The following is a 25,372-nucleotide window of genomic DNA, read 5'->3' as shown; positions in this document are numbered from 1 at the left end:
TGCGTGCGCGCACCGTCCGGCGCCAGGTGGTTGTACGGGCCTCCCGCCCCGGGTCCTAGTCGAGGCCCTCCGCCTTGAGGTCGTAGACCAGCAGGAGCGTGCGGTACGACTCGGCGGGTACGTCCTGGCAGGCCTTCGGGCGGTTGCTGAGCGTCGAATTGTTGTCCAGGGCCCTCTCGCACGTGGCGCGCACCTCCGCTTCGGACTGGGTGCAGGCGGTGAGCGCCGCGAGCAGGAGTGCCGCTCCAAGGGCTGCGGTGGCTGTCGTACGGGTCCTCATGGTCTCCCCGGGGCGGTGCGTGACTGCGCGACAAGGGAGACATTGTTGGGCAACAGGGGCGCTCCGGGCCGGCAGTTGGCGCAGAGTGCACCCGGACGGGTCACTCGGGCGGGCCGTGCTGACGGTCAGGCGGGCGGTTCGATGTTCTGGTTGGCATGGAACAGGTTGTCGGGGTCGTACGCCTTCTTGACGGCGGCGAGCCTGTCGTAGTGGCCGCGGTAGGTGGACCTGACGCGCTCCCGGCTCTCGCCCGCGCCGATGAAGTTCACGTACGCGCCGCCCATGGAGTGCGGGTGCAGCTCGTCCCAGTAGTCGGTGCTCCACTGCGTGACCGCCCACGCGTTCGCGGGATCCGGGTCGATGCCCGCGATGACGCCCGACCAGACCGCGTCCCGGTAGGCCCACGCGGTGTCGTCCGGGCCGACCCTGGCCGCGGCCGCGTCGACCGGGTAGAGGTGCATCGTCGACAGGGGGGTGGGAAGGCTCTCCGCGTACCGGGCGTGCACGTCGATGGCCTCGTCCGTGATCCCGTCGAAGAAGTCCCCGCGCCAGTACCACTGGAGGCCTTTCGGGATCAGCTCGTCGAACAGGCTCTGGAGCCCCGGGTAGGGCATCGGCGAGGTGAAGTGGAAGGCGGGCGGGCCGGCCTCGTCGACGACGGAGAGGGTCTCCTCCACCTCGGCCGGATCGCCGGTGAAGCACCACACCACCCCGCACACCTTCTGGCCGTGCAGCTCCTCGGGGAACGGCGGTCCCGGAGGCACGGTCATCGACGCGAAGAAGCCATACACGTCTTCAGGGGCCTGGGGCAGGAACTCGCGGTACCAGCGCAGCACTTCACCGATCATGTCCAGCGGCCACACGGTGATCCCCATGCCCACGGTGTCCACCGGATGCAGCCGGAACTCGAAGGACGTGACGACGCCGAAGTTCCCGCCGCCGCCGCGCAGCGCCCAGAACAGGTCCTCGTGCTCGTCCTCGCTGGCTGTGACGGAACGGCCGTCCGCGAGGACCACGTCGGCGGACAGCAGGTTGTCCACCGTCAGACCGTACTTGCGGGTCAGATAGCCGTGCCCGCCACCGAGCGTGAGGCCCCCCACCCCGGTCGTCGACATGATGCCCGCCGGGGTCGCCAGGCCGAAGCCGTGCGCGGCGTGATCCAGGTCGCCGAGCTGCGAGCCGCCGGCGACGCGGGCCGTCCGCGCGGCCGGGTCCACCCGTACGCCGCGCATCGGGGACAGGTCGATCGTCACCCCGTCCTCGACGAGGCACAGGCCGGGGCCGCTGTGTCCGCCGCCCCTGACGGCGAGTTCGAGCCCGTTGTCGCGGATGAAGTCGACCGCTGCCATGACGTCGGCCGCGTCCCGGCACCGCACGATCGCGGCGGGCCGTTTGTCGATCATGGCGTTGTAGAGGGTCCGTGCCTGTGCGTACTCCGGGTCCCGCGGGTCTATGACCGGGCCGCGCAGAGCGGTCCGCATCGCTTCGAGTGTGGTGTCGTCCATGGCGTCTCCTCGCCGGGCACACGGACCCCCACGCGCTGGTCCGGCTCCGGCAGATACCTCCAGGCGGATACTTCAAGCCTCCCGCCGGTCGGGTGACCGCGCAATCCAGCGGCCACAGGAGCACCCTGAGGACATGGACGGGTTCGGACACCTCGACGGCATCAGCGCCCCCGGACGCCTCGCCGGGCCGGACGAGAGCATCACCGCGGAGGAGCTGGGGCTCGCGGCCCGCAACCACGGACTGCCGCTGGAGGCCCTGCGGTACGAGGTCACCCCGCCCGGTCTTCACTACGTACTCGTCCACTACGACATCCCCGCCGCCCGCGCCGAGGACTGGCGGCTCACCGTCGACGGCCGCGTCAGGACTCCGCTGAGCCTGGACCTGGCGGCCCTGCGGTCGTTCCCGGCCGCCACGCACCGGGTGACGATGGAGTGCGCGGGCAACGGTCGCGCACGGCTCGCGCCGAGGCCGGTGAGCCAGCCGTGGCTGGTCGAGGCGGTCGGCACGGCGGAGTGGACCGGCGTGCCGCTGCGGTTGCTGCTCGCCGAGGCCGGCGTCGGGGACGGCGCCGTGGAGGCGGTGTTCGGCGGCGCGGACCACGGAATCGAACGCGGAGTCGAGCAGGACTACCGGCGGAGCCTGCCCCTGGCCGTCGCCGGGGGGAGCGACCCGGAGGTCCTGGTGGCGTACGGCATGAACGGGGCGCCGCTGCCGCCGCAGCACGGATTCCCGCTGCGGCTGGTGGTGCCCGGCTGGTACGGCATGGCGTCCGTGAAGTGGCTGAACGGGATCACGCTGACCGCGACCCCGTTCACCGGGTTCCAGCAGGTGGAGGCGTACCGCTACCGGCAGGAGGCCGACGAGCAGGGCGAGCCCGTCACCCGTATCGCTCCCAGGGCGCTGATGGTCCCGCCGGGCTTCCCGGACTTCATGTCGCGGGCCCGTGTGGTGCGTCCCGGAGCGGTGCTGCTCGAAGGCCGCGCGTGGTCCGGGCACGCGCCCGTCGAACGCGTCGAGGTGAGCACGGACGGCTGCCGGACGTGGAGCGACGCCGCGCTCACCGGTCCCGTGGGGAACGGCACCGCGCACGCCTGGGCGTGGCGGAGCTGGCGGGCGCACTGGACGGCGGCACCCGGCAGCCACGAGCTCGGCGTCCGCGCCACCGACGCCACGGGCAGGACCCAGCCCCTCGACCAGCGCTGGAACCGTGGCGGTTTCGGCAGCAACCACGTGCAGCGGGTCTCCGTCCTCTGCGCACCGGAGTCCGGCTGACGGCGTCGGTGGCGCGGAGTGGTCATGAGTCCGCCGGGAATGCCGTAGAGTTGGTCTCACGACGCGGGGTGGAGCAGCTCGGTAGCTCGCTGGGCTCATAACCCAGAGGTCGCAGGTTCAAATCCTGTCCCCGCTACTGAAGGACCGGGCCCGGCACGCACACAGCGTGCCGGGCCCGAGTCGTTTCCCTGGTCCGGCGGGCCGACGGCCCGCTCGGCCCGATGACAGCCACCGATGACACCGTGTGATGATCCCGCCCGCATTCGCGGACAGTGCGTGACCGGGATGCGGAAAGCACTTCCGCGTGCTCCCCCCTTTGGCCGATGAGGAGTCGCCGCCCGGCGCGGCGCCGGTCAGCCTGGGTGGGGCGCGGTACCGTCCGCAACCGTAGGCGGACCCGGGCAGGAGAACACAGGTGGGGAAGCGCGACGCAGGGCGAGGCGGGGCTCCCCGAGAGGTCCGGGCCCGTCGGCTCGTCCGCGTGCTGCCCGCACTGATGATCGTGGGCGGGGCGCTCTTCGACCTCACCACGCCGCCCACCTTCACGCCCGTCCCGCTCTTCGTGGCGGCTCCCCTGATCGCCGCGCCGTTCTTCTCGCGGGCGAGCACGGTCCGTACGGGCATCGCCGCCGTCGTCGTCATGGCGCTGCTGGACCTGTTCACCCGCTCGCTCGGGCAGGTCGAGCCCGTCATCGAACTGATCACCGTCGTCACCGCCGGGCTGCTCGCCCTGTTCATCAACGGTGTCGTCCGGCGGAGCAACGAGCAGTTGGCGTCGGCCCGGGTCATCGCGGAGACCGCCATGCGGGCGGTGCTGCCGACACCGGCCGACCGGATCGGCGGGCTCCACGTGGCGGCACGTTACGAGGCCGCCCAGGCGGACGAGTTCGTCGGCGGCGACCTGTTCGCGGTCGCGGACACCCCGTACGGGGTGCGGCTGGTGGTCGGGGATGTACGGGGCAAAGGGCTTGACGCGGTCGGCGCGGTGGCGGTGGTCATCGGGGCGTTCCGGGAGGCGGCCGAGCAGGAGCGCTCGCTGGAGGGCGTCGCGCAGCGCCTGGAGCGGGCGCTGGCACGGGAGGGCACGCGGCGTGGCGGGCTCGACGCGATGGAAGGCTTCATCACCGCCGCACTCGCCGAGATCCCGCCCGGGGCGGGGCTGGTGCGGCTCGTCAACAGGGGCCATCCCGAGCCGATCCTGCTGCACGCGGACGGGAGGCTGGACGTGCTCACGTCGGCATCGCCCGCCCTGCCGCTGGGGATGGACCTTGGTGTCTGGCCCGACCGGTCGGACGAGTGGCCGCTGCCCGCGGGGACGACGCTGCTGATGTTCACGGACGGCCTCTCCGAGGCGCGGGACACGTCCGGGGCCTTCTACGATCCGGCGGCCCGGCTCCGGGGCCGGATCTTCCCCGGGCCCGAGGAGCTGCTGTCCGCGCTCACCGACGACGTACGTCTGCACACGGGCGGCCTGTCCACGGACGACATGGCGCTGCTCGCGGTCGGCCGGCCGGCCGAGGGGCAGCCCGAGCGGCGCAGGACCGTGAAGATCGTGGGCCGGGGGAAGTCCGGGGGGCCGGAACAGGCCACTGACTGACAGTCGTCGGCAGCCGGCGCACCGACGGTTCGCGGCGGCACCACGGACCGTGATCGAAGGGTGCCCCTCCGCATAACATTTGACGCAACGTCAGAAATCAGGTGTCGGGTGAGGGGTGTTCAACTCGCCCGATTGCACCCGGTTGTATCCCGGTAAGTCCGGGCCGAAGCCGCGAACGATCACTCGGAACAGCTTGGTATCGGACCCGTCTGTCTATTAACGTTCGATAACGCAGCGCGGTCGTCCCAGTCGTCGCAAGAGGCGACACCGTGCGCGAGCGCCGAATTCCGCAAGGGAACCGGGGAACCACCTACATGGGGTGAATCGAGCCACCTGTGTCTCGCGAGAGACAGAGCGGCCCGTAGGAGACCTTCCTGCTCCGAACCCGTCAGCTAACCCGGTAGGCGAGAAGGAAGGAAAGGAGTGCGCCCACGTGGCGTCCAACAAGCCTGCCCCCGAGGCCCCGTCACCCTTCGGTACCGAAACGCTCGGTGCCCAGGACAGGACCTGGGAGGAATGGAATCCCACCGAGGAGTCCATCCGGCCCGTTCGCGGCAGGCACCGCGTAGCCAAGCAGCGCGGTCTCGCTCGTAGCTCCACCGTCCTCGGGGTCGGCGTCATAGCGGCAGTCGGTGCGGGTGGCATGGCCACCGCTCAGGGCAAGCCGCCGGTCTCCATCTCCATTCCCGATTCCATCGCGGACAATCTCCCCGACGCCAAGTCCCTTCCCGGCGTGGGCTCCCTTATGTCCGACGACGCCGACGGATCCGACGCGAAGAACACCGCGACGATGTCCGCGTCCTCCCCGCTCACCACCGCCGGCATCACCACCGCCGAGGCGGAGCAGGGCGCTACGGACGCCGGAGAGGCGCTGCGCAACCGGATCCTCCAGCAGGCCGAGCAGCAGCAGGCCAGCGCCGACGCCGAGGCCATGGCCGCCCAGGAGAAGGCGGCCGCCGAGAAGGCCGCCGCCGAGGCCCAGGCCCAGCAGAGCGAGGCCGAGGCAAAGGCCGCCGCCGAGAAGAAGGCGGCCGAAGAGGAGGCCGCGCGCAAGGCGGAGGCCGAGCGGCTCGCCAAGCTGGCCGCCAGCTACACCCTGCCGGTCTCCTCCTATACGATCACCGCGACGTTCGGCCAGGCCGGCTCCATGTGGTCCTCCGGCCAGCACACCGGCCTCGACTTCGCGACGCAGGCGGGCGCACCGATCAAGGCCGTGCACGGCGGGACCGTCACCTCGGCCGGCTGGCACACCTCGTACGGCTACCACACCGTCATCGAGCTCGACAACGGTATGGAAGTCACCTACAGCCACCAGTCGTCGATGAACGTCACCGCGGGCCAGAAGGTCAACACCGGCGACATCATCGGCCGCGCCGGGTCGACCGGTAACTCCAGCGGCGTGCACCTCCACCTGGAGGTCCACACCGAGAGCGGCGCCGGCATCGACCCGATGAGCTGGCTGCGCAGCAAGGGCCTCACGCTCTGAGACCCGCGTCCTGAGGTAACGCGTCCCCTTTCCCCGGACGCACCTGGACCCCGGCAGCCCTGACGCACACCCCCCGACGTCAGGGCTGCCGGTTCTTCGTTTTTCGGGGCGCTGTCGTGCCGGTAACAGGAATAGCGCGGTTCGGCGGCGGGGTTGAACCACCCATGACCTCACTCCGTACGCTCGGCTCCTCCGGCCTCCGGGTCTTCCCCCTCGCCCTCGGCGGCAACGTCTTCGGCTGGACGGCCGACGAGGCGCAGTCCTTCGCAGTGCTCGACGCCTACGCCGCGGCCGGCGGCAACTTCGTCGACACCGCCGACTCGTACTCGGCCTGGGCCCCGGGCAACGAGGGCGGCGAATCGGAGACCGTCGTCGGCAAGTGGCTCGCCTCGCGCGGCAACCGCTCCGAGATCGTCGTCGCCACGAAGGTCGGTGCCCACCCTTCGTACAAGGGGCTCTCCGCCACCACCATCAAGGGCGCGGCCGAGGAATCGCTGCGCCGGCTCGGCACCGACCACATCGACCTCTACTACACGCACTTCGACGACGAGACCGTCCCCGTCGAGGAGATCGTCACCGCCCTCGACCAGCTGGTGAGGGACGGCAAGGTGCGCGAGATCGCCGCCTCCAACATCAGCCCCGAGCGGCTGCGTGCCTCGCTGGACTTCTCCGAGCGCGAGGGGCTGGCCCGTTACGTCGCGCTCCAGCCGCACTACAACCTCGTCTCACGCGACACCTACGAGGGCGCGCTCCAGGACACGGCCGCAGCCGCCGGTCTGGCCGCCGTCCCGTACTTCGCGCTGGCCTCCGGGTTCCTGACCGGCAAGTACCGCGTGGGTGCCACGGTCGACAGCCCCCGGGCCGACAAGGCGGGACAGCACCTGGAGTCGGAGCGCGGGCGGAAGGTCCTCGCCGCGCTCGACGCGATCGCGAAGGAGAGGGGCGCCGACATCGCCACCGTCGCCCTGGCCTGGCTGGCCGCCCGCCCCACCGTGGTGGCGCCGATCGCGTCGGCCCGTACGGTCGAGCAGGTACCCGCCCTGGTCGCGGTCGCAGGACTCGACCTGACCGAGCAGGAGCAGGCGGCGCTGACGGCAGCCTCCGCCTGACGCACTCAACGCACCGGCGGCTGCTCGTAGGGCGGCCGGCGGTGCGGATGCGGCCGGTACGGGGTGTGCTGGTACGGCGGTCGGTGCTGCGGGCTTTCCTGGTACGGCTGTTGGTGGCTCGGGTGCTGCTGCTGGTACGGCTGTTGCCGGCCGTGCTGTTGCGGGCCGTGCTGGTACGGCGGTTGGTGGTGCGGGGGCCAGCCGTGTGGAGCCGCCCGCTGCAGGTACGGGTTGTAGCCGCCGTACCACCGGTGCGGAGCGGGCAGTTGCGCCGGCGGGCGTGATCCGAGCCGGCCGGCCGCGTACGTCAGCGCCGGTCCCGCCACTTCCCTGCGCTCCCAGAGGTGGTGCAGCAGCTCCTGCTCCCGTACGGCGAAGTCCGCGCCCACCGCACCACGCCGGGCCCTTCGCCGCAGCACGGCCAGCGATGTCGCGAACGACTCGTACTCGGCCACCGACCTGGCCGCGGCCCTGCCGCCCGCCCGCCCACCGCCGCTGTTCCAGTGCCGGGCCACGTCACGGGCCATCCCGCGGGCCCGCATCGAGGAGAGCGCCGACGGTTCGTCGGGCGACAGCCAGCCGGCCGCCGCGTACGCGGGCAGCTCGGCGGCCAGGGTGCGCAGCTCACGCTGGCGCGACCAGATCGCCAGCCAGGTCACCAGGGCGAACGCCGGGACCATGAACGCCCCGTACACCGCGAAGAATCCGTACGTGCCGAAGGTCGACGAACCGTTCCACAGGGCGTGCATCCCCATGGCGAGGACCAGTCCCAGCAGCGGGACCACGATCCGGCGGACCCGGTGGCGACGCGCGCTGAGTGCGGCGATCCCGAAGCCGATGCCGGTGAGCACGGTGAACAGGGGATGCGCGAACGGCGACATCACCACACGCACGAAGAACGTCCCGGCCGTCACCGAGCCGAGGCCCGCGCTCCCCAGCTGCTGGTCCTCGCCGAAGGCGTTGCCCAGATAAAGGATGTTCTCGGTGAACGCGAAACCGGTCGCGGTGAATCCGGCGACCACGATCCCGTCGACGACGCCACTGAACTCCCTTCTACGGAAGAGGAAGATCAGCAGGACGGCGGCGGCCTTTGCGCTCTCCTCGACGACCGGCGCTATCACCGTGGCTCCGAGCGTGTCGGCGCTCGAAGGATCCGCTGTCGCCGTGGCTATCCAGCGTGCCGCGAACGTGTTCGCGGTGATCGCGACCAGCGCGGCGGCGAACGCGCCCCAGGCGAAGGAGAACAGCAGACTTCGCCACGGGCCCGGCTCGACCCGGTCGAGCCAGCGGAAGGCAGCCATCAGCAGCGGCACGGGCAGCACGGCGAGCCCGAGCCCGACGAGGAAGCCCTCCGTACCCGTCTGCTCGCGGACCAGGGACAGGATGAGCAGCCCGCAGAGCGCGAGCACGGAGATCACCGCACCCGCGCGGAACGCCTTGCTGCGCCACACCATGCCGACGCGGCGGGGCCGGTAGCGCCACTGGCCGCGCTCCGGTACGGCGCCCAGGATCTCTCCGAGCCGTCGCTCCTCGAGAACCGGGACGGCTGGCTGCGGATGCTGGTGCTGCGCGGACCACTCGGACACCCGACGACCCTAACGAGGAGGACTGACACCTGGCCATGGCGCGAGGGGCGCGTGGCCGAGAAGCGCGGAGGCGTGCACGGGCACCTGCCGGAACACGGTGGCCGTCGGACGGAGGCGCTCGTCGGGCACACGGCCGCCGGCCGCCCGCCTTTACTGCTTGCCTCCGCCGCACGGCCGACCTGCTGACCGGCCGACGGTTCAGACGCGGGCGAAGAGCAGGTCGTGCACGACGTGCCCCTTGTCCAGGCCCTGACCCTCGAACCGGGTCAGCGGCCGGAACGCGGGCCGTGGCGCGTAACCGCCGTCGGCCACGGCGTTCTCGAAGCGGGGGTGCGCGGTGAGCACCTCCAGCATCTGCTCCGCGTACGGCTCCCAGTCGGTCGCACAGTGGATCACGGCGCCCGGCTTCATCCGCTGCGCCACCAGATCGAGGAACTCCGGCTGGATCAGCCGCCGCTTGTGGTGCCGGCTCTTCGGCCAGGGGTCTGGGAAGTACACCCGGAGGCCGTCGAGCGCCTCGGGCGCGAGCATCTCGCGCAGCAGGATGATCGCGTCACCGTTGGCGACGCGGACGTTGGTCAGCCCCGCCCCGTCGGCGAGGCCGAGCAGATTGCCCTGGCCGGGGGTGTGCACGTCGACGGCGAGGATGCCGGTGCCCGGGTCATCGGCCGCCATCTGCGCGGTGGCCTCGCCCATCCCGAAACCGATCTCCAGGACCACGGGCAGCCCGTCGAACATGTCGGGCAGGTCGAGGACGCGCAGTCCGTCGATGTCCAGGCCCCACTTCGGCCAGAGCCGCTGGAGGGCGTCCTCCTGGCCGGCGGTGACCCGGCTGCGGCGCGGCTGGAAGCTGCGGATCCTGCGCTCGTGGTGCGAGCCGGCGGGGTCGGCGGCGGGGCCGCCGGGGAAGCGGGGCTCCTGGCGCAGCCGGCGCATCCGCTCGAAGGAGGCGGCACGCAGGGCAGCCGCGTCGTCCGGGGCGCCGGGCGTCTCGGGGGTGGGGTTCAGGGACTCAGACACAATGCCCCGATTCTACGGCGGGTGGCTTCCACCCCGTGGCACGAGCCCGTTGCAGGGCCCGCCGCGCCACCTCCCTCCCGATGGGCAGCGAGGCGGTGGCGGCGGGTGAGGGCGCGTTCAGCACATGGACGGTGTGCGGGGCCTCACGGATCAGGAAGTCGTCGACCAGGGTGCCGTCCCGTAGCACCGCCTGTGCTCTGACCCCGGCGGTGGAGGGGCGCAGATCGTCTTCCGTCACCTCGGGCAGCAGTCGTCGCACCGCCTGGGTGAAGGCACGCTTCGACAGTGACCGGTGCAGCTCGCCCGCCCCGTAGCGCCAGTGCCGGCGGGCGATCTGCCAGGACCCCGGCCAGGTCAGCGTCTCGGCGAGCTCACGAGGGCGGACGACGGGCCAGCTGTAACCCTCGCGGGCCAGTGCGGGCACGGCGTTCGGTCCGACGTGCACGGAGCCGTCGAAGCCCCGGGTCAGATGCACCCCGAGGAAGGGGAAGGCGGGGTCCGGCACCGGATAGACGAGTCCACGCACCAGGCGTTCCCTGGCGAGCTCGTAGTACTCCCCCCGGAAGGGGACGATCCGCACGCCCGGGTCGTCGCCCGCGAGCCGGGCGATCCGGTCGCTGTGCAGACCCGCGCAGTTGACGAGGACCCTCGCACGGACGACGTGGCCGTCCGCCGTCCGCACCGCCGTGCCCCAGGGGCGGCGGTCGATCGCGGTGACCTCGGCCCCGTATCGGATCCGGCCGCCGGCCTCGGTCACCTCCGTGGCGAAGCGGGCCGCGACGGCGCCGAAGTCGCAGACGCCCGTCGAGCCGACCCGGATCGCCGCGAGCCCCCGCACATGCGGCTCGTACTCCGCGATCTGCGCCGGTCCAAGCTCCCGGACGGGCAGACCGTGCTCACGGCCGCGCTGCACCAGGCCGTGCAGCCGGGGGAGCTCGGACCGCTCGGTCGCGACGATCAGCTTGCCGGTCACCGCGTGGGCGATGCCGTGCTCCGCGCAGAAGTCGACCATCTCGGCGGCGCCCCGGACCGCGAAGCGGGCCTTGAGGGACCCGGGGCGGTAGTAGATGCCGCTGTGGATCACTCCGCTGTTGCGCCCCGTCTGATGGCGGCCGGGGCCCCACTCCTTCTCCAGGACCGTGACCCGGGTGCCCGGCGCGGCACGCGTGATCGCATACGCCGTCGACAGACCGACGATCCCGCCGCCGATCACCAGCACCTCGCAGTCGTACGCCGCGCGCGTCGTCATCACGCCACCTCCCACCCCGATAGTGCACTGACCCACTGACAACGGGCTCAAACCAGGGGCGGACAGGGCGTGGCGCATATCTGTCACAGGGTGGCGCGCGCCGATGTGGGCGTACGGGACATACCGCCTCGCGGGCCACCCGTGGGCCCGGCGGCTACGCCGGGGCCACCAGCAGCGGCCGGGCCCGCTCCCGCAGCTCGGCGACGCGCGGCTCGTCCCCGTACGGTTCGAGCCGGTGCAGCAGATCCCGTACGTACTCCGTGGTGCGCGCCGAGGAGATCCGCCCCGCGACCTCCACCGCCCGCGTCCCCGCGGCGCACGCCGCGTCGAGGTTGCCCGACTCCAGTTCGGCGACCGCCGACACGACGAGCCGCAGACCGTGGGAGCGGACGAACTCCTCGGTGGGTTTGGACAGCGCCTGCTCGGTGAAGCGCCGCACCTGCCGGGGGGCCTTGAGGTCGCGGTAGCACTCGGCGGCGTCGGCGGCGAACCTGTCGTACGAGTAGAAGCCCAGCCACGAAGGGTCGGCGTCACCGGTCCGTGAGCGCTCCAGCCAGCTCTCGGCGGCCTTGAGCGCCGCCCCCGCTGCCGGTGCGTCGCCCGCCTTCGCGTGGGCGCGCGCCTCCACCAGCCGGAAGAAGCTCATGGTGCGGGCGGTGGCCAGGCCGCGGTTGCGCTCGACGGCCGCCTGCGCGAGGTCCACGCCCTCGTCGGCGAAGCCGCGGTAGGTCGCCTGGAGGGACATCGACGCCAGCACGTAGCCGCCGAGCGGAACATCCGCGGCGGCCCGGGCCAGCCTCAGCGCCTGGATGTAGTAGCGCTGCGCGGCCTCCTGCTGGCCGGTGTCGAAGGCCATCCATCCGGCGAGCCTGGTCAGTTCGGCCGACGCGCCGAAGAGCGCGCGGCCCACCTCGTCGCTGTACGAACCGAGGAGCAGGGGTGCCGCGTCGACCCGTAAGCACTCCGGGACCATCGAGGAGCGCCAGTCCCCGCCGCCGTACTTGGAGTCCCAGCGGCGTGCGTCCTGGGCCGCCTCCCGGAGCTTGGTCACATCACTGTGGCCGACCCGCAGGGGTGAGGCGTCGTACACCGAGTCCGGTCCCGGCTGTACGGGCACACCGGCGTGCGCTCCGGGCGCACTGAACGCGCCCTGCGTTCCGGGCGTCCCCAGGATCGCGGCCTCGGCGGCCGTGGAATCCCGCGCCACCGACGAGTCGGCGGGTGTTATCAGCCAGCGGGACGCGGGTGTCGCGTACGCGCTGACGGAGAACGAACCGGCCAGGGACTGCCAGATGCCGCCGCCACCCCGCCGTCCGGCGAGATCCAGCCGGTACAGATCGGTCGCCGACCGCACTGCCTCGGCCACGTCCCTGGGGAACGCCAGGCCGACCTCGGGCGCCGGATCGGCGTCCGCGAGCCCGATCTCGTGGAGCGGGACCGGCCGGCCGAGCTTGGCGCCGATCGCCGCAGCGATGAGATGGGGCGCGGCGCCCTGGGGCACCATGCCCTTGGCGACCCACCGGGCCACCGAGGTCTTGTCGTACCGAAGTGTCAGCCCGCGCTGTGCTCCGAGGTCGTTGACCCGCCGGGCGAGCCCGGCGTTACTGATTCCCGCGAGGGCGAGAACCGTGCCGAGCTTCTCGTTCGGCCCGCGTTGCTCCCTGGACATGCGCCACCCCTCGACACACAGACGGCCGCCGCGTCACCCGGGAGGTGCGCGGCATTCGTACCGTGTCCTCCCCAGGGACGAACCCCGGCACTCCGGCCGCACACGCATTTGGCCGAGCCCCGAGGAATATGCCTCTCTGGCGAGAACGTCAGTAAACACAGCGTAGTTCGCCGCATCCCTACCGTTAAGGGGCAGACGTCCGTATGGCGGGAATGTTGTCCGCCGCCGCCGGCGGGGCGTGAGCCCGGGGATCGGGTCCCGGCTGCGGGGCGGGGGCGCGCGGAGGTGTCGTGACGGGTGCCCTGCGGAGGCCGTGGCGGAGAGCCGGGCCGCAGATGACGTGCTCCTGGTGTGTGGCCGTGCGCCTGGCCGTGCGCTCTCGTACGGGCGGGGTGCAAGCGCTTCGATGGGTGCTGCGTGGGTCGGCCCGCTGCACTGGACTCGGCGGGCTGGGGGATACCGCCGCCCCATTCCCCGCGGGCGGTGGAACCGGTCCGGGAGGTGAGGCACACCTCCCGGACTGTGCGTTCTCACGGGGCGGGACCGGGGCGGGCCGTGCGGAGAGTGGGGGGCGCCCGCCGCCGGACCTGCGCGCCCGGCCGGCCGGCGCGGAGCGCCGCGAAAGGGGCACATACCGCGGCATCGCCGTCTGAGAATGGCTGAATCACGCCTATCGAGCGCGATCGCTACGGAACTGCCCGAGGTGGCCGGATCACGTCTCCCTCGCGCGCGGGTCCGCCGTGCCTCCTCCCCGTGCCCGGCCGTCCCAACGCCCGGAAGCCCGGCCTCCGTTGATGGAGTACCCGAGGAGGGACCGTCGGGCCTTTGCCAGGGGCGCATCCCGTTACGGCGTGCGCTGCCCGTACCCCCTCCGCTGGGCCGTTGTCGTGGCAGCATGTCCCGCAGCAGGCGCTCCTCGGTCCAGGTGCGCCGGTTTGTCCACAGCCTGTGGAGGCGGCGATGCGTTGGTTGGTGGGTTGGAGCAGTATCGCCGCGAGCTTCGGCACCGTCGGCGCCGTCGACGTGGGCGACGAGGGGCGCACGGTTCATCCGGTGGGCTCCCAACTCCTGTGGGGGGACCCGGATCCGCTGTGGGCCGTCGGGGACTGGCGGCCCGACGAGATCCGTATCGTCAGCGTCGCGACGCCCCCGGGCGCCCCCACCGCGCGGATCGCCGTCCTCGGCTGCTGCGGGGCCACCGACGAGCAGCTGCGCGTCGGGCTGCTGGCCGCACGCGGCGGAGCGCTGCGCCACCTCACCGCCTGGCCCGGCAGTTACACGACCGTGGTCCAGATCGGCCGCCGGATCACCGTCGCCGGAGATCTGGCCGGGGCCCGCCCCGTGTTCCACACCCCCTGGGCCAACGGCACGGCGTACGCCACCGCCGCCCTGCCGCTCGCCGACCTCATCGAGGCCCAGCTCGACATCGGACATCTGGCCGCGCTGCTCGCCTGCCCCGACACCCCGGAGGCGCTGGGCGACGGCACTCCGTACGCGGGGGTGAGACGCATCCCTCCCGGCCACGCGCTCATCCTGCGCGAGGGCTCCCGCGAGATCACCGGGTACGAGGCAGTCGCCTCCCTCGCCGTGGCGGCTCCCCAGACCGACCCGGTGCGAGCCGTGGAAGGCGTGCGGGACGCGCTGGTCGAAGCCGTACGCGCCCGTCTCCTGGCGCCGCGTCACGCCCCCGAGGCTCTGCCGGTCGACCCCGGGCCCGTACCCGGCATGGGCCCCGCGGAACGCCGCGCGGCCCGTGGCGCACCCGTGCCCGGCATCGGCGCCGACCTCTCCGGAGGCAGCGCGTCCGGCACACTCGCGCTGCTGGCCGCCGGGCTCCCCGGACTCCCCGGCACGCTCCTCGGGCACGGAGCGGGAGCGGGTGAGCGGCTGCTCGCCGTCACCTTCAACGATCTCACCGCCCGCGACCACGAGGACGAGCTGGAACGGGCCCGCGTGATCGCCGCCAACCCCCGGCTGCACCACGTGGTCGTCGCGGCCGGCGAAGAGGCGCTGCCCTACGCCGAGTTGGAAGGCCCGCTCACCGACGAGCCCGGCCCGTCCCTCGTCGTCTCCGCTCGCCACCGCCGCCGCCTCGCCGCAGGCAGCGCCGACCACTTCGTGGGGCACGGCGCCCGGCAGGTCCTCGACGCCCACCCGGCCCGCCTGGCCGACCTCCTGCTGGACCGGCGCCGGCGCCACCTGCTGCGCCCGGTCGCCGCGCTCGCCAAGGCGGAAGGCCCCTCGGCGCACTCCCTGTTCGTACCGCTGTCCGTCTATCGGGCGGCACGCAAACTCGCCCGTACGTCGTACCGCACCGGGCTCGAAGCTGCGGCCGAGCGGCTGCCGGACGCCAACAGATTCGCCCCTGACCTCGACACCCCCGCCGACGCGTCGCTCTCCGCCCTCACGTGGTCGCGGCCGGGACCCGCGGCCCGCTGGCTGACGGGGGAGGCGCTCGCAGAAGTATCGGTTCGCCTCCAGCAGGCGGCCGTCCGGCCGACCTCCGTGCAGCGCCCCGGCGAGGCCCGCGCCCGCGCCGCACTCGCCCGGCACGCCAACGATCACCGCATCCTGGAACAGGCGGCCGAGATCCGCAGCCAGCGGCTCCACGCCCCGTTCCTGGACAACCAGGTCGTCCGGGCCGCCCGCGCCCTCCCCGAATCGCTCCGGGTCCAGCCGGGGGCGCGCGCCGCGATCCTGCGCAGGGTCCTGGCGGGTGCGGGCATCCAGGACCTGCCACCGGGCTGGGGCGCCGCCCCGTCCCACGCCACCTCGACGGCGGCCACCCGCGTCGGACTGCGCGCCGCGCTCCCCGAACTGCTCAACCTGTTCGACGCCCCGCTCCTGGCCGACGCGGGCCTGGTCGAGGCACGTGTCGTACGCAAGGCCCTGCGCGCGGCGTCCGAAGGCGAGCCGCTCCCGCTGGACGGTCTGGCCGAGCTGGCCTCCACGGAGCTCTGGCTGCGGCGGCTCCTCGCCCGCCGCGGCACCTGCTGGACGGGCACGGCCGCGCCGCGCCAGCGCGCGGTTGCGGGCGGCGTCGTCCCGGCCAGGCGGACGCTCCAGTCCTAAAGGGCTGTCCCGTAACCCCTGGCGGGCGCACGACGACAGCTACGGCACCTCGCCGCGTTGTCGGAACGCCCGAATACATCCAGTATGCGGACGTCCCTCCGCCTTGCGATGCACCGCATCTGACGCCGCGCGCTGATCCACCAGGAGTTACGGGACAGCCCTTGGAGTTATCGCTTCCCAGGGGCCCTTGTTCGGGGCTCACCGCAGCCTGTCGCGTGCCGCCCGAGCCGATCCTACACGCAGCTGATCCGTGACTCCGCCCAGTTGGCCAGGGCCACCGAGTTGAAGGGCTTTCCGCCCTTCCCGGCCTCATCCGCCTCCGCCACGAGACGGATCCGCTCCTGCCCGGCGATCGCGACGCTCACCGCGACGGCCGTGTCGCCGCCGCTCATCACCGGGGACCGCCACAGCCGCGCCCCGTCGCCGTCGAACACGGAGAAGCGCACCGCGCCCAGGCCCAGCGTCATGTCGTCGACGCCGACCATGGCCTCGTAACGGGAGCACTGACGGTTCAGCTGGATCAGGACCGAGGAGTTCGCGTGGACGGTCACCCCGTGCGCGTACACCGTGCCGCCGATCGAGAGGCCCGAACGCTGCCAGACCCAGCTGCTCCGGCCGATCACCACCTCCGGCTCGGTGTGGTCGCCGAACGCGGAGTACTTCAACTCGCTGACCTGGTACACCTCGGGAGCCGGGGCGGGAGCGGGAGGTGGGGCCGGCGCGGGCGGCTCGGGAGTGGGACCGGGAGACGGAGGAGGCGGGGGCGGCGTGGGTCTTGGCGGCTCGGGGCTCGGACTCGGCGGCGGTGTCGGGCTGGGCGTCGGCTTCGGCGCCGGCTTCGGCTCGGGAGCCGGAGCGGGGGCCGGTGGGGCAGGAGAGCGCGGCTCCGGCGGCGGTTCGGGAGAGGGCACGACAGGAGCAGCCACCGGCGGCTTGGCCACCGGCTTGAGCTCCGGTTTCGGCTGGTCGTCCCCGACCAGGGCCCACACCAGCCCGGCGGCGGCCGCCACGGCCACCGCCGCGGCGATCCCGGCCTTCGCCGGCGCGCCGAGCCCCTCGGCCACCGCGCCACCGGCCGTGGCCCCGGACGACCCACCGCCCGTAGCCGCAGCCGCGGCACCCGCACCGGTCGCACCTGCCACGCCTCCCGCGACGATCCCCGCGGCCTTGAGCGAGTAACCGGCGGCGAACCAGCCGATGACCGCGACGGGCAGCAGGGCCGGGATACCGGCGTTGACGTGCGTCAGCTCGCCCGCGGCGATCCGGCACTTCGCGCACTCGTCCAGATGCTTGCGCAGCCCGCGTTCGGCCCGCATACGGAGCCCGCCCCGGGCGTACGCGCCGAGCCGGTCGGCGTACTGCGCGCAGTCGCCGCCCGTCGTCAGTGCCTGGCTCACATGCGCCTGCAGATAAGCCTGCTTGAGCCCCTCGCGGGCCCGGCTGGCCAGTACGGCCGTGGCGTTGGCGGTCAGTCCGAACAGCGGCGCGATCTCGCTCGGCGACTCCTCCTCCACGGTGGTGTGCCAGAGCACCGCCTGCCAGCGCTCGGGCAGGCTGCGGAACGCCTGCATGGCCATCGACTGCTCGGCCTCGTGCATCGCCAGCACGTCGGCGCCCAGTTCCAGGGTGTCGTCGTCCGAGAGCTCGGACGTGCGGGTCGACTGCGCGGCGAAGACCGCGAAGTCGTCGACCAGCTGCTCGCGCCTGGCGCTCTTCGTCCAGGCGGCGCCGACATGCCGTACGGCGGTCATGAGGTAGGCACGGACGGCCTCCTCGGGCCCCTTGCCGCCGCGCACCGCCTGGAGCGTGCGCGCGAACACCTCGGCCGTCAGGTCGTCGGCGGTGTGCGCGTCGCGGCAGCAACTGCGCGCGTACCGGCGCACCGCACCCGAGTGCCGCCGGAACAGTTCGTCGTACGCCCGGTCGTCGCCGTCCCGCATGGCCCGGATCAGCTGGGCGTCGGACACCACGTCGTCCGCGACGGGGCTGCCGCCCTCGCGCTGCGGCGGGACCGCGGGGGCGTCCTCGACGGGTGCGGGCCAGGGTCCGGGCAGGACGGTGCCACCCTCGGCGTCACCGGCCGGGCGGCCCTGAGCCGGCACCTGTCCGCCGGTCTCCGTGCTTCCGCCCGCGGCGGCGACGCCTTCGAGCGGTACTTCCTGTTGCCCGTCACCGCTCATCGCGGAAGCCCCCGTATGCGCCTTCGGACCCGAACCGGGCAAGAGTGCCACAGAGCGCAATCACCACGGACTGTTGGCCCCGTCAACCACTCATCCGAGGCGGATTTCCCGCTTTCGGGCATGAGAGATCACTCGTCCGGGGTGAAGCAAACCTCCCCGTGAGGCGGAGAGTTGACGGCCGGGGCCGAACGGGCCGTCCCCGGGCTGTCACCCGGGGACGGACACCGGACACCTCACACGGTCCGGGACCGGAGCCCCTCCAGCAGGATGTCGAGCAGCCGTGCCGACGCCGCGGCCTGCTGGGCCGCGTCGGGCAGCGCGGGCGCGGCCGTCGCGATGACCAGCAGCACGTCGGCCACCGTCACATCGCCGCGGAGCTCGCCCGACTCCCTCGCACGGTCGACGAGCCTGCCCACGACCTCCAGCAGCTCACCCGCACCCGTGTCCTCGTCGAGAACCTCCTCGGCGGAGCGCTGGGAGACCACGCGGAGGTCGGGCTGTCCCGCGCCCTGCCGCTGGTGCGGAACGCGCGTCGCCTCGTGGCTCTCGCCCGGCGCCGCACCGGCCGCGGAATCCGCGCCCTGCTCCCGTGCCGGCGCGCTCGTCTCGTCGGCCTCGACGCCCACGCGCAGCACCTGCGGCGGCAGCAGCCGGCCCGCACCCGATGCCACGGACGTCCGCAGGAAACGCGAGAGCGCCGACCACGGCTCCTCCTCCTGCCCGAGCGCGGCACGCGCCTGCTCGGTCAGCCGGGAGGTCTCCTCCTCGGCTATCCGCCTGACCAGCACGTCCTTGCTCGGGAACCGCCGGTAGACCGTGCCGACGCCGACCCTGGCGCGACGCGCCACGTCTTCCATCGGGGCCCCGTAACCCAGCTCGCCGAACACCTCGCGCGCGGCCCGCAGTACGTGTTCCAGATTGCGCTGTGCGTCCACGCGGAGCGGTGCCTGGCGGGCGGCTGCGGCAGCCACCCCCGCACTACCGACGGCCACCACTGCGCTCAGCCGTCCGTGGCCCTCGGAAGAGGACGAGACAGCGGCCTGCCAATGCGAATCCTGAATGTGCATGTTTCCCCCGGTTATGACGTCTCCCCCCGGAGACTTCCCCGTCGTATCCGTCGAGGAACGGATCATTGTCCGTACCCGACACCCCGACGGGATACGAACATAGTTGAGCCCGCGTCAATTCAGAAGGGGGTAGTTCCGCACGGAGCGCCCCCCGATCGGAGCAAGGACCGGTTGGTCACTGATTCCACCCCCTGCCGCGGCCCCTCCCGCAACGTCTGACCTGCGCAGGTGCCGCCTCCCCCGGCGCACGTGTGCCGGCGGCCTGTCCTTGACCTCCGGTCACACAATCTGCCGGGCCTGTGGACAAACAACGGACTCCGTTGCGTCATGGGGTGGTGATGGCTTCAGATTTCCCGGGGAAGACCCCCGGCACCCGGCCGGATGTACGCATTCTCGTAGTCGGTGGCGGCTACGTCGGGATGTACACAGCGCTGCGTCTCCAGCGGAAGCTGAAGCAGAGACTCAAGAGCGGCGATGCCGAGATCGTGGTGGTCACTCCCGAGCCCTATATGACGTACCAGCCGTTCCTCCCGGAAGCGGCCGCGGGTTCGATCTCACCCCGCCATGTGGTCGTGCCGCTCCGCCGGGTCCTCAAGCACTGCACGATCGTCATCGGTGAGGCCGAGCGCGTCGACCACGCCAAGCGCACCGCCACCGTCACCACCCTCGCCTCGGGCGAGGACGGCACCGGCGCGGTGGAGATCGAGTACGACGAGATCGTCATGGCACCGGGCTCCGTCTCGCGCACCCTCCCGATCCCCGGCCTCGCCGACGTCGGCATCGGCTTCAAGACCGTCGAGGAGGCCATCGGCCTGCGCAACCACGTCATCGAGCAGATGGACATCGCCTCCGCCACCCGCGATCCCGCGATCCGCGACGCCGCGCTCACCTTCGTCTTCGTGGGCGGCGGCTACGCGGGCGTCGAGGCACTCGCCGAACTCGAGGACATGGCCCGGTACACCGCGCGGTACTACCACAACATCAAGGCCACGGACCTGAAGTGGATCCTCGTCGAGGCGTCCGGGCGCATCCTCCCCGAGGTCGGTGACGCGATGGGGAAGTACGCCATCCGCGAGCTGCGCGGCCGCAACATCGACGTACGCCTCGACACCCGCCTGGATTCCTGCGAGGACCGGGTCGCCGTGCTCAGCGACGGCTCCCGCTTCCCGACACGCACGCTCGTGTGGACAGCGGGCGTCAAACCCGCGCCGCTCCTGGCCGAGACCGACCTGCCCCTCAACGATCGCGGACGGCTCCGCTGCGCGGCCACACTCGCCGTCGTCGGCGCACCGCACGCCTGGGCCGCGGGCGACGCCGCTGCCGTTCCCGATCTGACCGCCGCCGAACCGGGCAAGGAGACCGCCCCCAACGCCCAGCACGCGGTGCGCCAGGCTACGGTCCTCGCGGAGAACATCCTGGCGACGCTCGACGGCCGACCGCTCAAGGAGTACCGGCACGCCTACGTGGGCTCCGTCGCCTCCCTCGGCCTCCACAAAGGCGTCGCGCACGTCTACGGTCGCAAGCTCAAGGGCTACCCGGCCTGGCTGATGCACCGTATGTACCACCTCAGCCGGGTGCCCACGTTCAACCGGAAGGCGCGCGTCCTTGCCGAATGGACCCTGGCCGGACTCTTCAAGCGAGAAATCGTCTCGCTCGGTTCACTGGAACACCCGCGCGCGGAATTCGCCCTCGCGGCCGGCGGCCCCGGAAGCGGCGGAAGGCCGGCGGCGACGCCGAAGGACAGCGGTCCCCCGAAGGACAGCGACCCCCCGAAGACGGCCGGCTGAGCCCGCGGCGCCGGGGCCCGAGCCGGGGCCCCGGCGCCGTTCCGACCTCATCCGTTCAGCCTCCGGACCCATGGCCGGCCCCCGGCCGACCGACTGCTGAACGACCACTGTCAGTACCTACCATCACACTGGACGTGTGACCATAGGTGGGCCCACACGTGCACAGAGTGACGCCGTCGGCAGTGACCTACAGTGACCGCCGAAGGCGCCCCACCAGCACGACGAGGCCCGGCCGCGCCTTCCCGGTCTTGCCCCCGGCGCCCGGCCCCGGCAAGCAGAACCGGGCGCGGACAGTGCGTGGAACCGGGCGTGGACCCGGCAGAAGAACCGGCAGCAGAACCGGCAGAAGAAGCAGCCCGCCCGAGCGGACCAGACCGACACACGAGGCCAGAAATTCCGTGAACTTCACGCGTTGGAGCGCCCGCCTTCCCGGAACGCAGCGACGAGCCGCCGCGCGGGACGACCGCAGTTCCGTCCCCGCCGCCCGCGCCGAGTGCTCCAGGCCGGAGACCGTGACCGTCCTGCCGGACGGCGACGCGGAAGCCGCCGCGCCCGGACCGGGTCCCGGCCTGGAAGCACTCTCCGCCCGCGAGATCCTCGGCCAGCTCCCCGCCCCGGTCGCCCTGCTCCACGGGCCCGACCACCGCGTCACGTACGTGAACGAGGCGTACGAGACGGCGTTCGGCCCCCGCCCCACCGGCGTCCCCGCTGCCGACGTCATGCCCGAGCTCGTCGAGCTGAGCCTGCTGCCGCTCCTGGACCAGGTACTGCGCAGCGGCACACCCCGCACGGTCAAGTCCCGCAAGGTCCTCGGCGGCGGCTCGTACACGGTCACCTGCACGCCCGTGGCAGCCTCCGGACAGGAGGAGAGCGAGGCGGGTGTCCTCGTGTACGCCACCGACGTCACCGACCACGCCGACGCCGCCGAGCGGCTCCGCACCAGCGAGCGCCGCCACCGCGAAACGGCCGTCACCCTCCAGCGCTCCCTGCTCCCGCAGGAGCTGGAGCAGCCCGACGACCTGCGCATCGCCGCGACGTACCAGCCGGGCGGCACGGACGCCGCGGTCGGCGGCGACTGGTACGACGTCATCACCCTGGGCGCGGGCCGCACGGCCCTCGTCATCGGGGACGTGATGGGGCGCGGTGTGCGGGCCGCGGCGGTCATGGGCCAGCTGCGCACCGCGGTCCGCGCGTACGCCCGTCTCGATCTGCCGCCCCACGAGGTTCTCCAGCTCCTCGACGGTCTCGCCGCCGAGATCGACGCCAGCCAGATCGCCACCTGCGTCTACGCGGTCCACGATCCGAACGAGGGCCGGCTGGTCTACTCGTCGGCAGGTCACCTCCCGATCCTCGTGTGCGACGAGGACGGGGTCATCCACCGGGCCGAGGAGCCGACCGGCCCTCCGCTCGGCACGGGCGGCTGGATTCACACCTCGGGCACGATCGCCCTGCCCCCGGGATCCACGGCCGTCCTCTATACGGACGGCCTGGTCGAGCGCCGCAGCGAGGACATCGACGAAGGAGTGGCGGCCCTGGAGCGAGCGCTCCAGGGTGCCAAGGGATCACCGCAGGTGGTCTGCGACCGTCTCATCCGCTCCCTCGGCGTGACCGCGGAACACGATGACGACGTCGCCGTCCTGGTCGTCCAGCACCCCGCGCGTACGGGAGCGAACGCGGAACTGTTCCACAACGCCTCGCTCGAACTCCTCGGCGGCATCGAGGCCGCCCCGCGCGCCCGCGCCTTCGCCACGGGGGTGCTCACGTCCTGGCGCTTCCCCGTGGAGCTGTGCGACCTGGGTGTCCTCGCGGCGAGCGAGCTCGTCGCCAACTCCCTCCAGCACGGCACCCCGCCGATGCGGCTCGCCCTGCGCCGCACGGACCGCCGGCTGATCATCGAGGTGACGGACGGCGACGACCACCTGCCGCGCCGCCGCCGCGCCGAACCGGCGGACGAGGCGGGACGCGGCATCTCGATCGTCGCGACGATCGCCTCGTCCTGGGGCAGCCGTCGCACCCCGGGTGGCGGCAAGGCGGTGTGGTGCGAGTTCGCGCTGCCTCAGTGAGCGGCTGCGGGTGCCGCGGCGCCCGCGGCCGTTTCGCCGGTCGGCAGTGACACGGCCACCACCCGTGACGGCACGGCCGCGAGCGAAGGCTGGTCCTGCACGGGAGTGAGCCGGCGGCCCAGCCGCAGTGCCAGCACCGTGATGCCCAGCGAGAACAGTACGAACGTCACGATGTACGGCCCGTGCAGCGTCGCGCCCATGGGCCCGCCGACGGCCGGTCCGACCGCCAGCGCCAGCTGCTTGCAGAGCGCGAAGGCCGAGTTGTACTGCCCGACCATCGACTCCGGCGCGAGATCGGCCACCAGCGGGGCAACGGTCGGCGACAGCATCGACTCACCGAGTCCGAACAGCGCGTACGTCGAGATCATCGCTGCCGTCGCCATGGTCTGGCTGCCGTGCCCGAGACCCGCGTACCCCGCCACGATCCAGGCGAATGCCCAGATCACGCCGACCCACGCGATGACCCGTGAGCGCCGGCGCCGCTCCACCAGCCGCAGTACGACGAACTGGGCGACGACGATGACGGCGGTGTTGGCGGCCAGCGCGATACCGAGCGTCGAGGGCTCGATCCCGGCGGCCTCGGTGCCGTACGCCGCGAGGCCGGACTCGAACTGCCCGTAGCAGGCGAAGAACAGCACGAAGCCCAGCACGCACAGCTGCACCATCGCCCGGTGCGACATGAGCACCCGCAGCCCTGCCTTGGGAGCCGTGCCGTCGGTGGGCCGGGCGTCGGTGATGGAGGGGGTACGCGGCATGCGCACCGTCCCCGCCACGACGCCGAGCACGACGAACATCGCCGCCTCGATCAGGAACAGCAGGGTGAAGCTCGCGGGGTCGCCGGTGTCGACGATCAGCCCACCGAAGAGGCCGCCGATCCCGAGGCCCAGGTTCTGCAGGAAGAACTGCATGGCGAAGGCACGGGTACGGGTGGAGGGGCTGGAACACCACACGAGCATCGTGGCGAGCGCCGGCTGCATCACCGCGGTGCCCGCGCCGAGCACCGCGGCCGACAGAACGGCGGTCGTCACATTGCTCGACACCCCGAGCGCGGCAGCGCCCACGGCGGCCACGGCCGCGGCGAGGATCACCACGGGCATCGGACCGCGCCGGTCGATGGCACGACCGGTGAACGGCAGTACGGCCAGAGCTGCCATGGCGAAGACAGCCAGCACGACACCCGCCGTGCCGGCACCAAGATCCCGCACCTGCGCCACGTAGACGTACAGATACGGAACGGTGAATCCCAGTCCGAACGCGCTCAGCGCGCTCCCCACCTGGATCCGCCGCAGCGCTGCGCCCATCTCCCTGGTCACGCTCACCTACCTCAAGATCTCGAAGACATCAGACAACATCGAACTACCAAGACTCGAAGACTTTAGCACTAAAGTTAGACAGTTAACAATTGACGTTGAAGGACTTCGACGGCGATGGAGGGCGTGCCATACTGCCCGCCATGTCCGACACCACCGAGCCCGGCCCGCAGGAGCCGAGCCTCGACGAGCAGATCGCCGCCTATCAGCGCGAATTCCGCGATCTCGACCCGCAGGTCGAGCAGGTCGTCTCGGCCCTCGGCCGGCTGAACCGCCGTATGAACGTCGCGTACGGGAGGCAGCTCGGTGCCCTCGGCATCAGCAACGCCGAATGGGAGGTCCTCAAGAACCTGGTCCTGGCCGGCGCTCCGTACCGGCTGGGCCCCGGCGAGCTGGCCAAGCGCCTCGGCCTCACCCCGGCCGCGATGACCCACCGCATCGACCGCATGGCGGGCGAGGGCCTGGTCACCCGCGACAGGGACGAGAACAACCGGGTCCGCGTCATCGTCGAACTGACCGATGAGGGCCGCACGAAGTGGCTGGAGGCGATGCGCATGGCGACCGCCTTCGAGGAAGACCTGCTCCAGGACCTCTCCGACGACGAACGCGGAGGCCTGGGCGACATGCTCATCCGCCTGCTGCGCCGCGTGGAGCACGCCCAGCCGGACGCCGGCGGCCGCCTCACCGACCTCGACTGAGGCAGCTGGGACGGCAGTTCGGGGCGCCCAGGGGAGGGGTTGACACGCCCCTCCCTGATCCGTAAGGTTCTTCGAGTTGTCACGGGGCCGGAACGGTTCTGCGACAGCGATCCCGCCGCACATGCGGCAACCAAACTCCAGCACGATCTCCCACCCGGGAGAATTTCGGTATGCCGGAATTCATTTCGAAAGACTCGATTATGAGTCGCCGGGAGAATCCGCTAGAGTTTGAGACGTCGGAACGGCCCAACGGCCGGGAAGACAAAACCCACTGACTGGGAATCAGGCCCGAAAGGATCTGATAGAGTCGGACTCGCCGGAAAGGGAAACGCGAAAGCGAAGAACTGGAAAGCGAAACCCGCTTCGACCGGGAATCGGACACGAAAGAGTCTGATAGAGTCGGAAACGCAAGAACGAAGGG

17 protein-coding genes, 1 tRNA gene and 1 riboswitch are annotated in these 25,372 nt (G+C 72.0%); of the genes, 9 read left to right on the top strand and 9 right to left on the bottom strand.

The window, feature by feature from the left end:
• Nucleotides 1–55: 55 nt before the first annotated feature.
• Together AB0C82_RS21315 and AB0C82_RS21310 are read right to left on the bottom strand one after the other, a co-directional pair.
• A complete protein-coding gene (locus AB0C82_RS21315; protein WP_362844298.1) occupies nt 56–280 on the bottom strand; it encodes a hypothetical protein in 225 nt (74 codons plus the stop codon).
• 125 nt (nt 281–405) lie between these two features.
• The gene (locus tag AB0C82_RS21310; protein ID WP_362844296.1) at nt 406–1,785 is read right to left on the bottom strand and encodes an FAD-binding oxidoreductase; all 1,380 of its coding nucleotides are present in this window, start codon (nt 1,783–1,785) and stop codon (nt 406–408) included.
• A 133-nt stretch (nt 1,786–1,918) separates the two neighbouring features.
• Here AB0C82_RS21310 and AB0C82_RS21305 point away from each other — a divergent pair, with 133 nt between their 5' ends.
• The 5 genes from AB0C82_RS21305 (at nt 1,919) to AB0C82_RS21285 (ending at nt 7,250) form a co-directional block, all read left to right on the top strand.
• Nucleotides 1,919–3,058, top strand: a complete 1,140-nt coding sequence (locus AB0C82_RS21305; protein WP_362844294.1) for a sulfite oxidase — start codon at nt 1,919–1,921, stop codon at nt 3,056–3,058.
• 62 nt (nt 3,059–3,120) lie between these two features.
• Nucleotides 3,121–3,194: transfer RNA gene (locus AB0C82_RS21300), tRNA-Met, on the top strand.
• Nucleotides 3,195–3,473: 279 nt separating this feature from the next.
• Nucleotides 3,474–4,655: a PP2C family protein-serine/threonine phosphatase gene (locus tag AB0C82_RS21295; protein WP_362844292.1), complete on the top strand. Its 1,182-nt coding sequence runs from the start codon at nt 3,474–3,476 to the stop codon at nt 4,653–4,655.
• Nucleotides 4,656–4,923: 268 nt separating this feature from the next.
• Nucleotides 4,924–5,077, top strand: a riboswitch (cyclic di-AMP (ydaO/yuaA leader).
• A gap of 11 nt (nt 5,078–5,088) precedes the next feature.
• Nucleotides 5,089–6,141, top strand: a complete 1,053-nt coding sequence (locus AB0C82_RS21290; RefSeq protein WP_362844290.1) for a M23 family metallopeptidase — start codon at nt 5,089–5,091, stop codon at nt 6,139–6,141.
• Between the two features lie 164 nt (nt 6,142–6,305).
• Nucleotides 6,306–7,250 carry an aldo/keto reductase gene (locus AB0C82_RS21285; RefSeq protein ID WP_362844287.1) on the top strand — a complete coding sequence of 315 codons (945 nt, stop codon included), beginning with the start codon at nt 6,306–6,308 and terminating at the stop codon, nt 7,248–7,250.
• 5 nt (nt 7,251–7,255) lie between these two features.
• Here the strand turns inward: AB0C82_RS21285 and AB0C82_RS21280 are convergent, their stop codons facing one another.
• From AB0C82_RS21280 to AB0C82_RS21265, 4 genes are all read right to left on the bottom strand, one after another.
• Nucleotides 7,256–8,836, bottom strand: a complete 1,581-nt coding sequence (locus tag AB0C82_RS21280; protein ID WP_362844284.1) for a PrsW family glutamic-type intramembrane protease — start codon at nt 8,834–8,836, stop codon at nt 7,256–7,258.
• Nucleotides 8,837–9,034: 198 nt separating this feature from the next.
• Nucleotides 9,035–9,856 carry a tRNA (guanosine(46)-N7)-methyltransferase TrmB gene (gene trmB, locus AB0C82_RS21275; protein ID WP_362844281.1) on the bottom strand — a complete coding sequence of 274 codons (822 nt, stop codon included), beginning with the start codon at nt 9,854–9,856 and terminating at the stop codon, nt 9,035–9,037.
• Nucleotides 9,849–11,105, bottom strand: coding sequence for an L-2-hydroxyglutarate oxidase (lhgO, locus tag AB0C82_RS21270; RefSeq protein ID WP_362844278.1), 1,257 nt, complete (start codon nt 11,103–11,105; stop codon nt 9,849–9,851). Before lhgO ends, trmB begins: the two co-directional genes overlap by 8 nt.
• A 154-nt stretch (nt 11,106–11,259) precedes the next feature.
• A complete protein-coding gene (locus tag AB0C82_RS21265) occupies nt 11,260–12,774 on the bottom strand; it encodes a sporulation protein (RefSeq protein WP_362844275.1) in 1,515 nt (504 codons plus the stop codon).
• A 960-nt stretch (nt 12,775–13,734) separates the two neighbouring features.
• Between AB0C82_RS21265 and AB0C82_RS21260 the strand changes: the two genes are divergently transcribed.
• Nucleotides 13,735–15,846: an asparagine synthase-related protein gene (locus AB0C82_RS21260; RefSeq protein WP_362844273.1), complete on the top strand. Its 2,112-nt coding sequence runs from the start codon at nt 13,735–13,737 to the stop codon at nt 15,844–15,846.
• Nucleotides 15,847–16,079: 233 nt separating this feature from the next.
• On the opposite strand, the gene AB0C82_RS21255 is transcribed toward AB0C82_RS21260, so the two are convergent.
• Nucleotides 16,080–18,026, bottom strand: a complete 1,947-nt coding sequence (locus AB0C82_RS21255; RefSeq protein ID WP_362844271.1) for a sigma-70 family RNA polymerase sigma factor — start codon at nt 18,024–18,026, stop codon at nt 16,080–16,082.
• 233 nt (nt 18,027–18,259) lie between these two features.
• Nucleotides 18,260–19,093, bottom strand: a complete 834-nt coding sequence (locus AB0C82_RS21250) for a helix-turn-helix domain-containing protein (protein ID WP_362844268.1) — start codon at nt 19,091–19,093, stop codon at nt 18,260–18,262.
• A gap of 338 nt (nt 19,094–19,431) precedes the next feature.
• Between AB0C82_RS21250 and AB0C82_RS21245 the strand changes: the two genes are divergently transcribed.
• Nucleotides 19,432–20,880 carry an NAD(P)/FAD-dependent oxidoreductase gene (locus AB0C82_RS21245; protein WP_362844265.1) on the top strand — a complete coding sequence of 483 codons (1,449 nt, stop codon included), beginning with the start codon at nt 19,432–19,434 and terminating at the stop codon, nt 20,878–20,880.
• 398 nt (nt 20,881–21,278) lie between these two features.
• Nucleotides 21,279–22,943 (top strand): SpoIIE family protein phosphatase, encoded by a 1,665-nt coding sequence (locus AB0C82_RS21240; RefSeq protein ID WP_362844262.1) that lies wholly within the window; start codon nt 21,279–21,281, stop codon nt 22,941–22,943.
• Here the strand turns inward: AB0C82_RS21240 and AB0C82_RS21235 are convergent.
• Nucleotides 22,937–24,244 carry an MFS transporter gene (locus AB0C82_RS21235; protein ID WP_362845163.1) on the bottom strand — a complete coding sequence of 436 codons (1,308 nt, stop codon included), beginning with the start codon at nt 24,242–24,244 and terminating at the stop codon, nt 22,937–22,939. The genes AB0C82_RS21240 and AB0C82_RS21235 overlap by 7 nt on opposite strands.
• Nucleotides 24,245–24,396: 152 nt before the next feature.
• Between AB0C82_RS21235 and AB0C82_RS21230 the strand changes: the two genes are divergently transcribed.
• Entirely contained in the window at nt 24,397–24,951 is a 555-nt protein-coding gene (locus AB0C82_RS21230) for a MarR family transcriptional regulator (protein WP_362844259.1), read from the top strand.
• The last annotated feature ends 421 nt before the right edge of the window (nt 24,952–25,372 follow it).

Origin of the sequence: Streptomyces sp. NPDC048560 (assembly GCF_040650955.1) — a bacterium.
Classification (GTDB): domain Bacteria; phylum Actinomycetota; class Actinomycetes; order Streptomycetales; family Streptomycetaceae; genus Streptomyces.
Note: the sequence above shows the minus strand (reverse complement) of the source record. Positions and strands in the feature narration are given on the sequence as shown.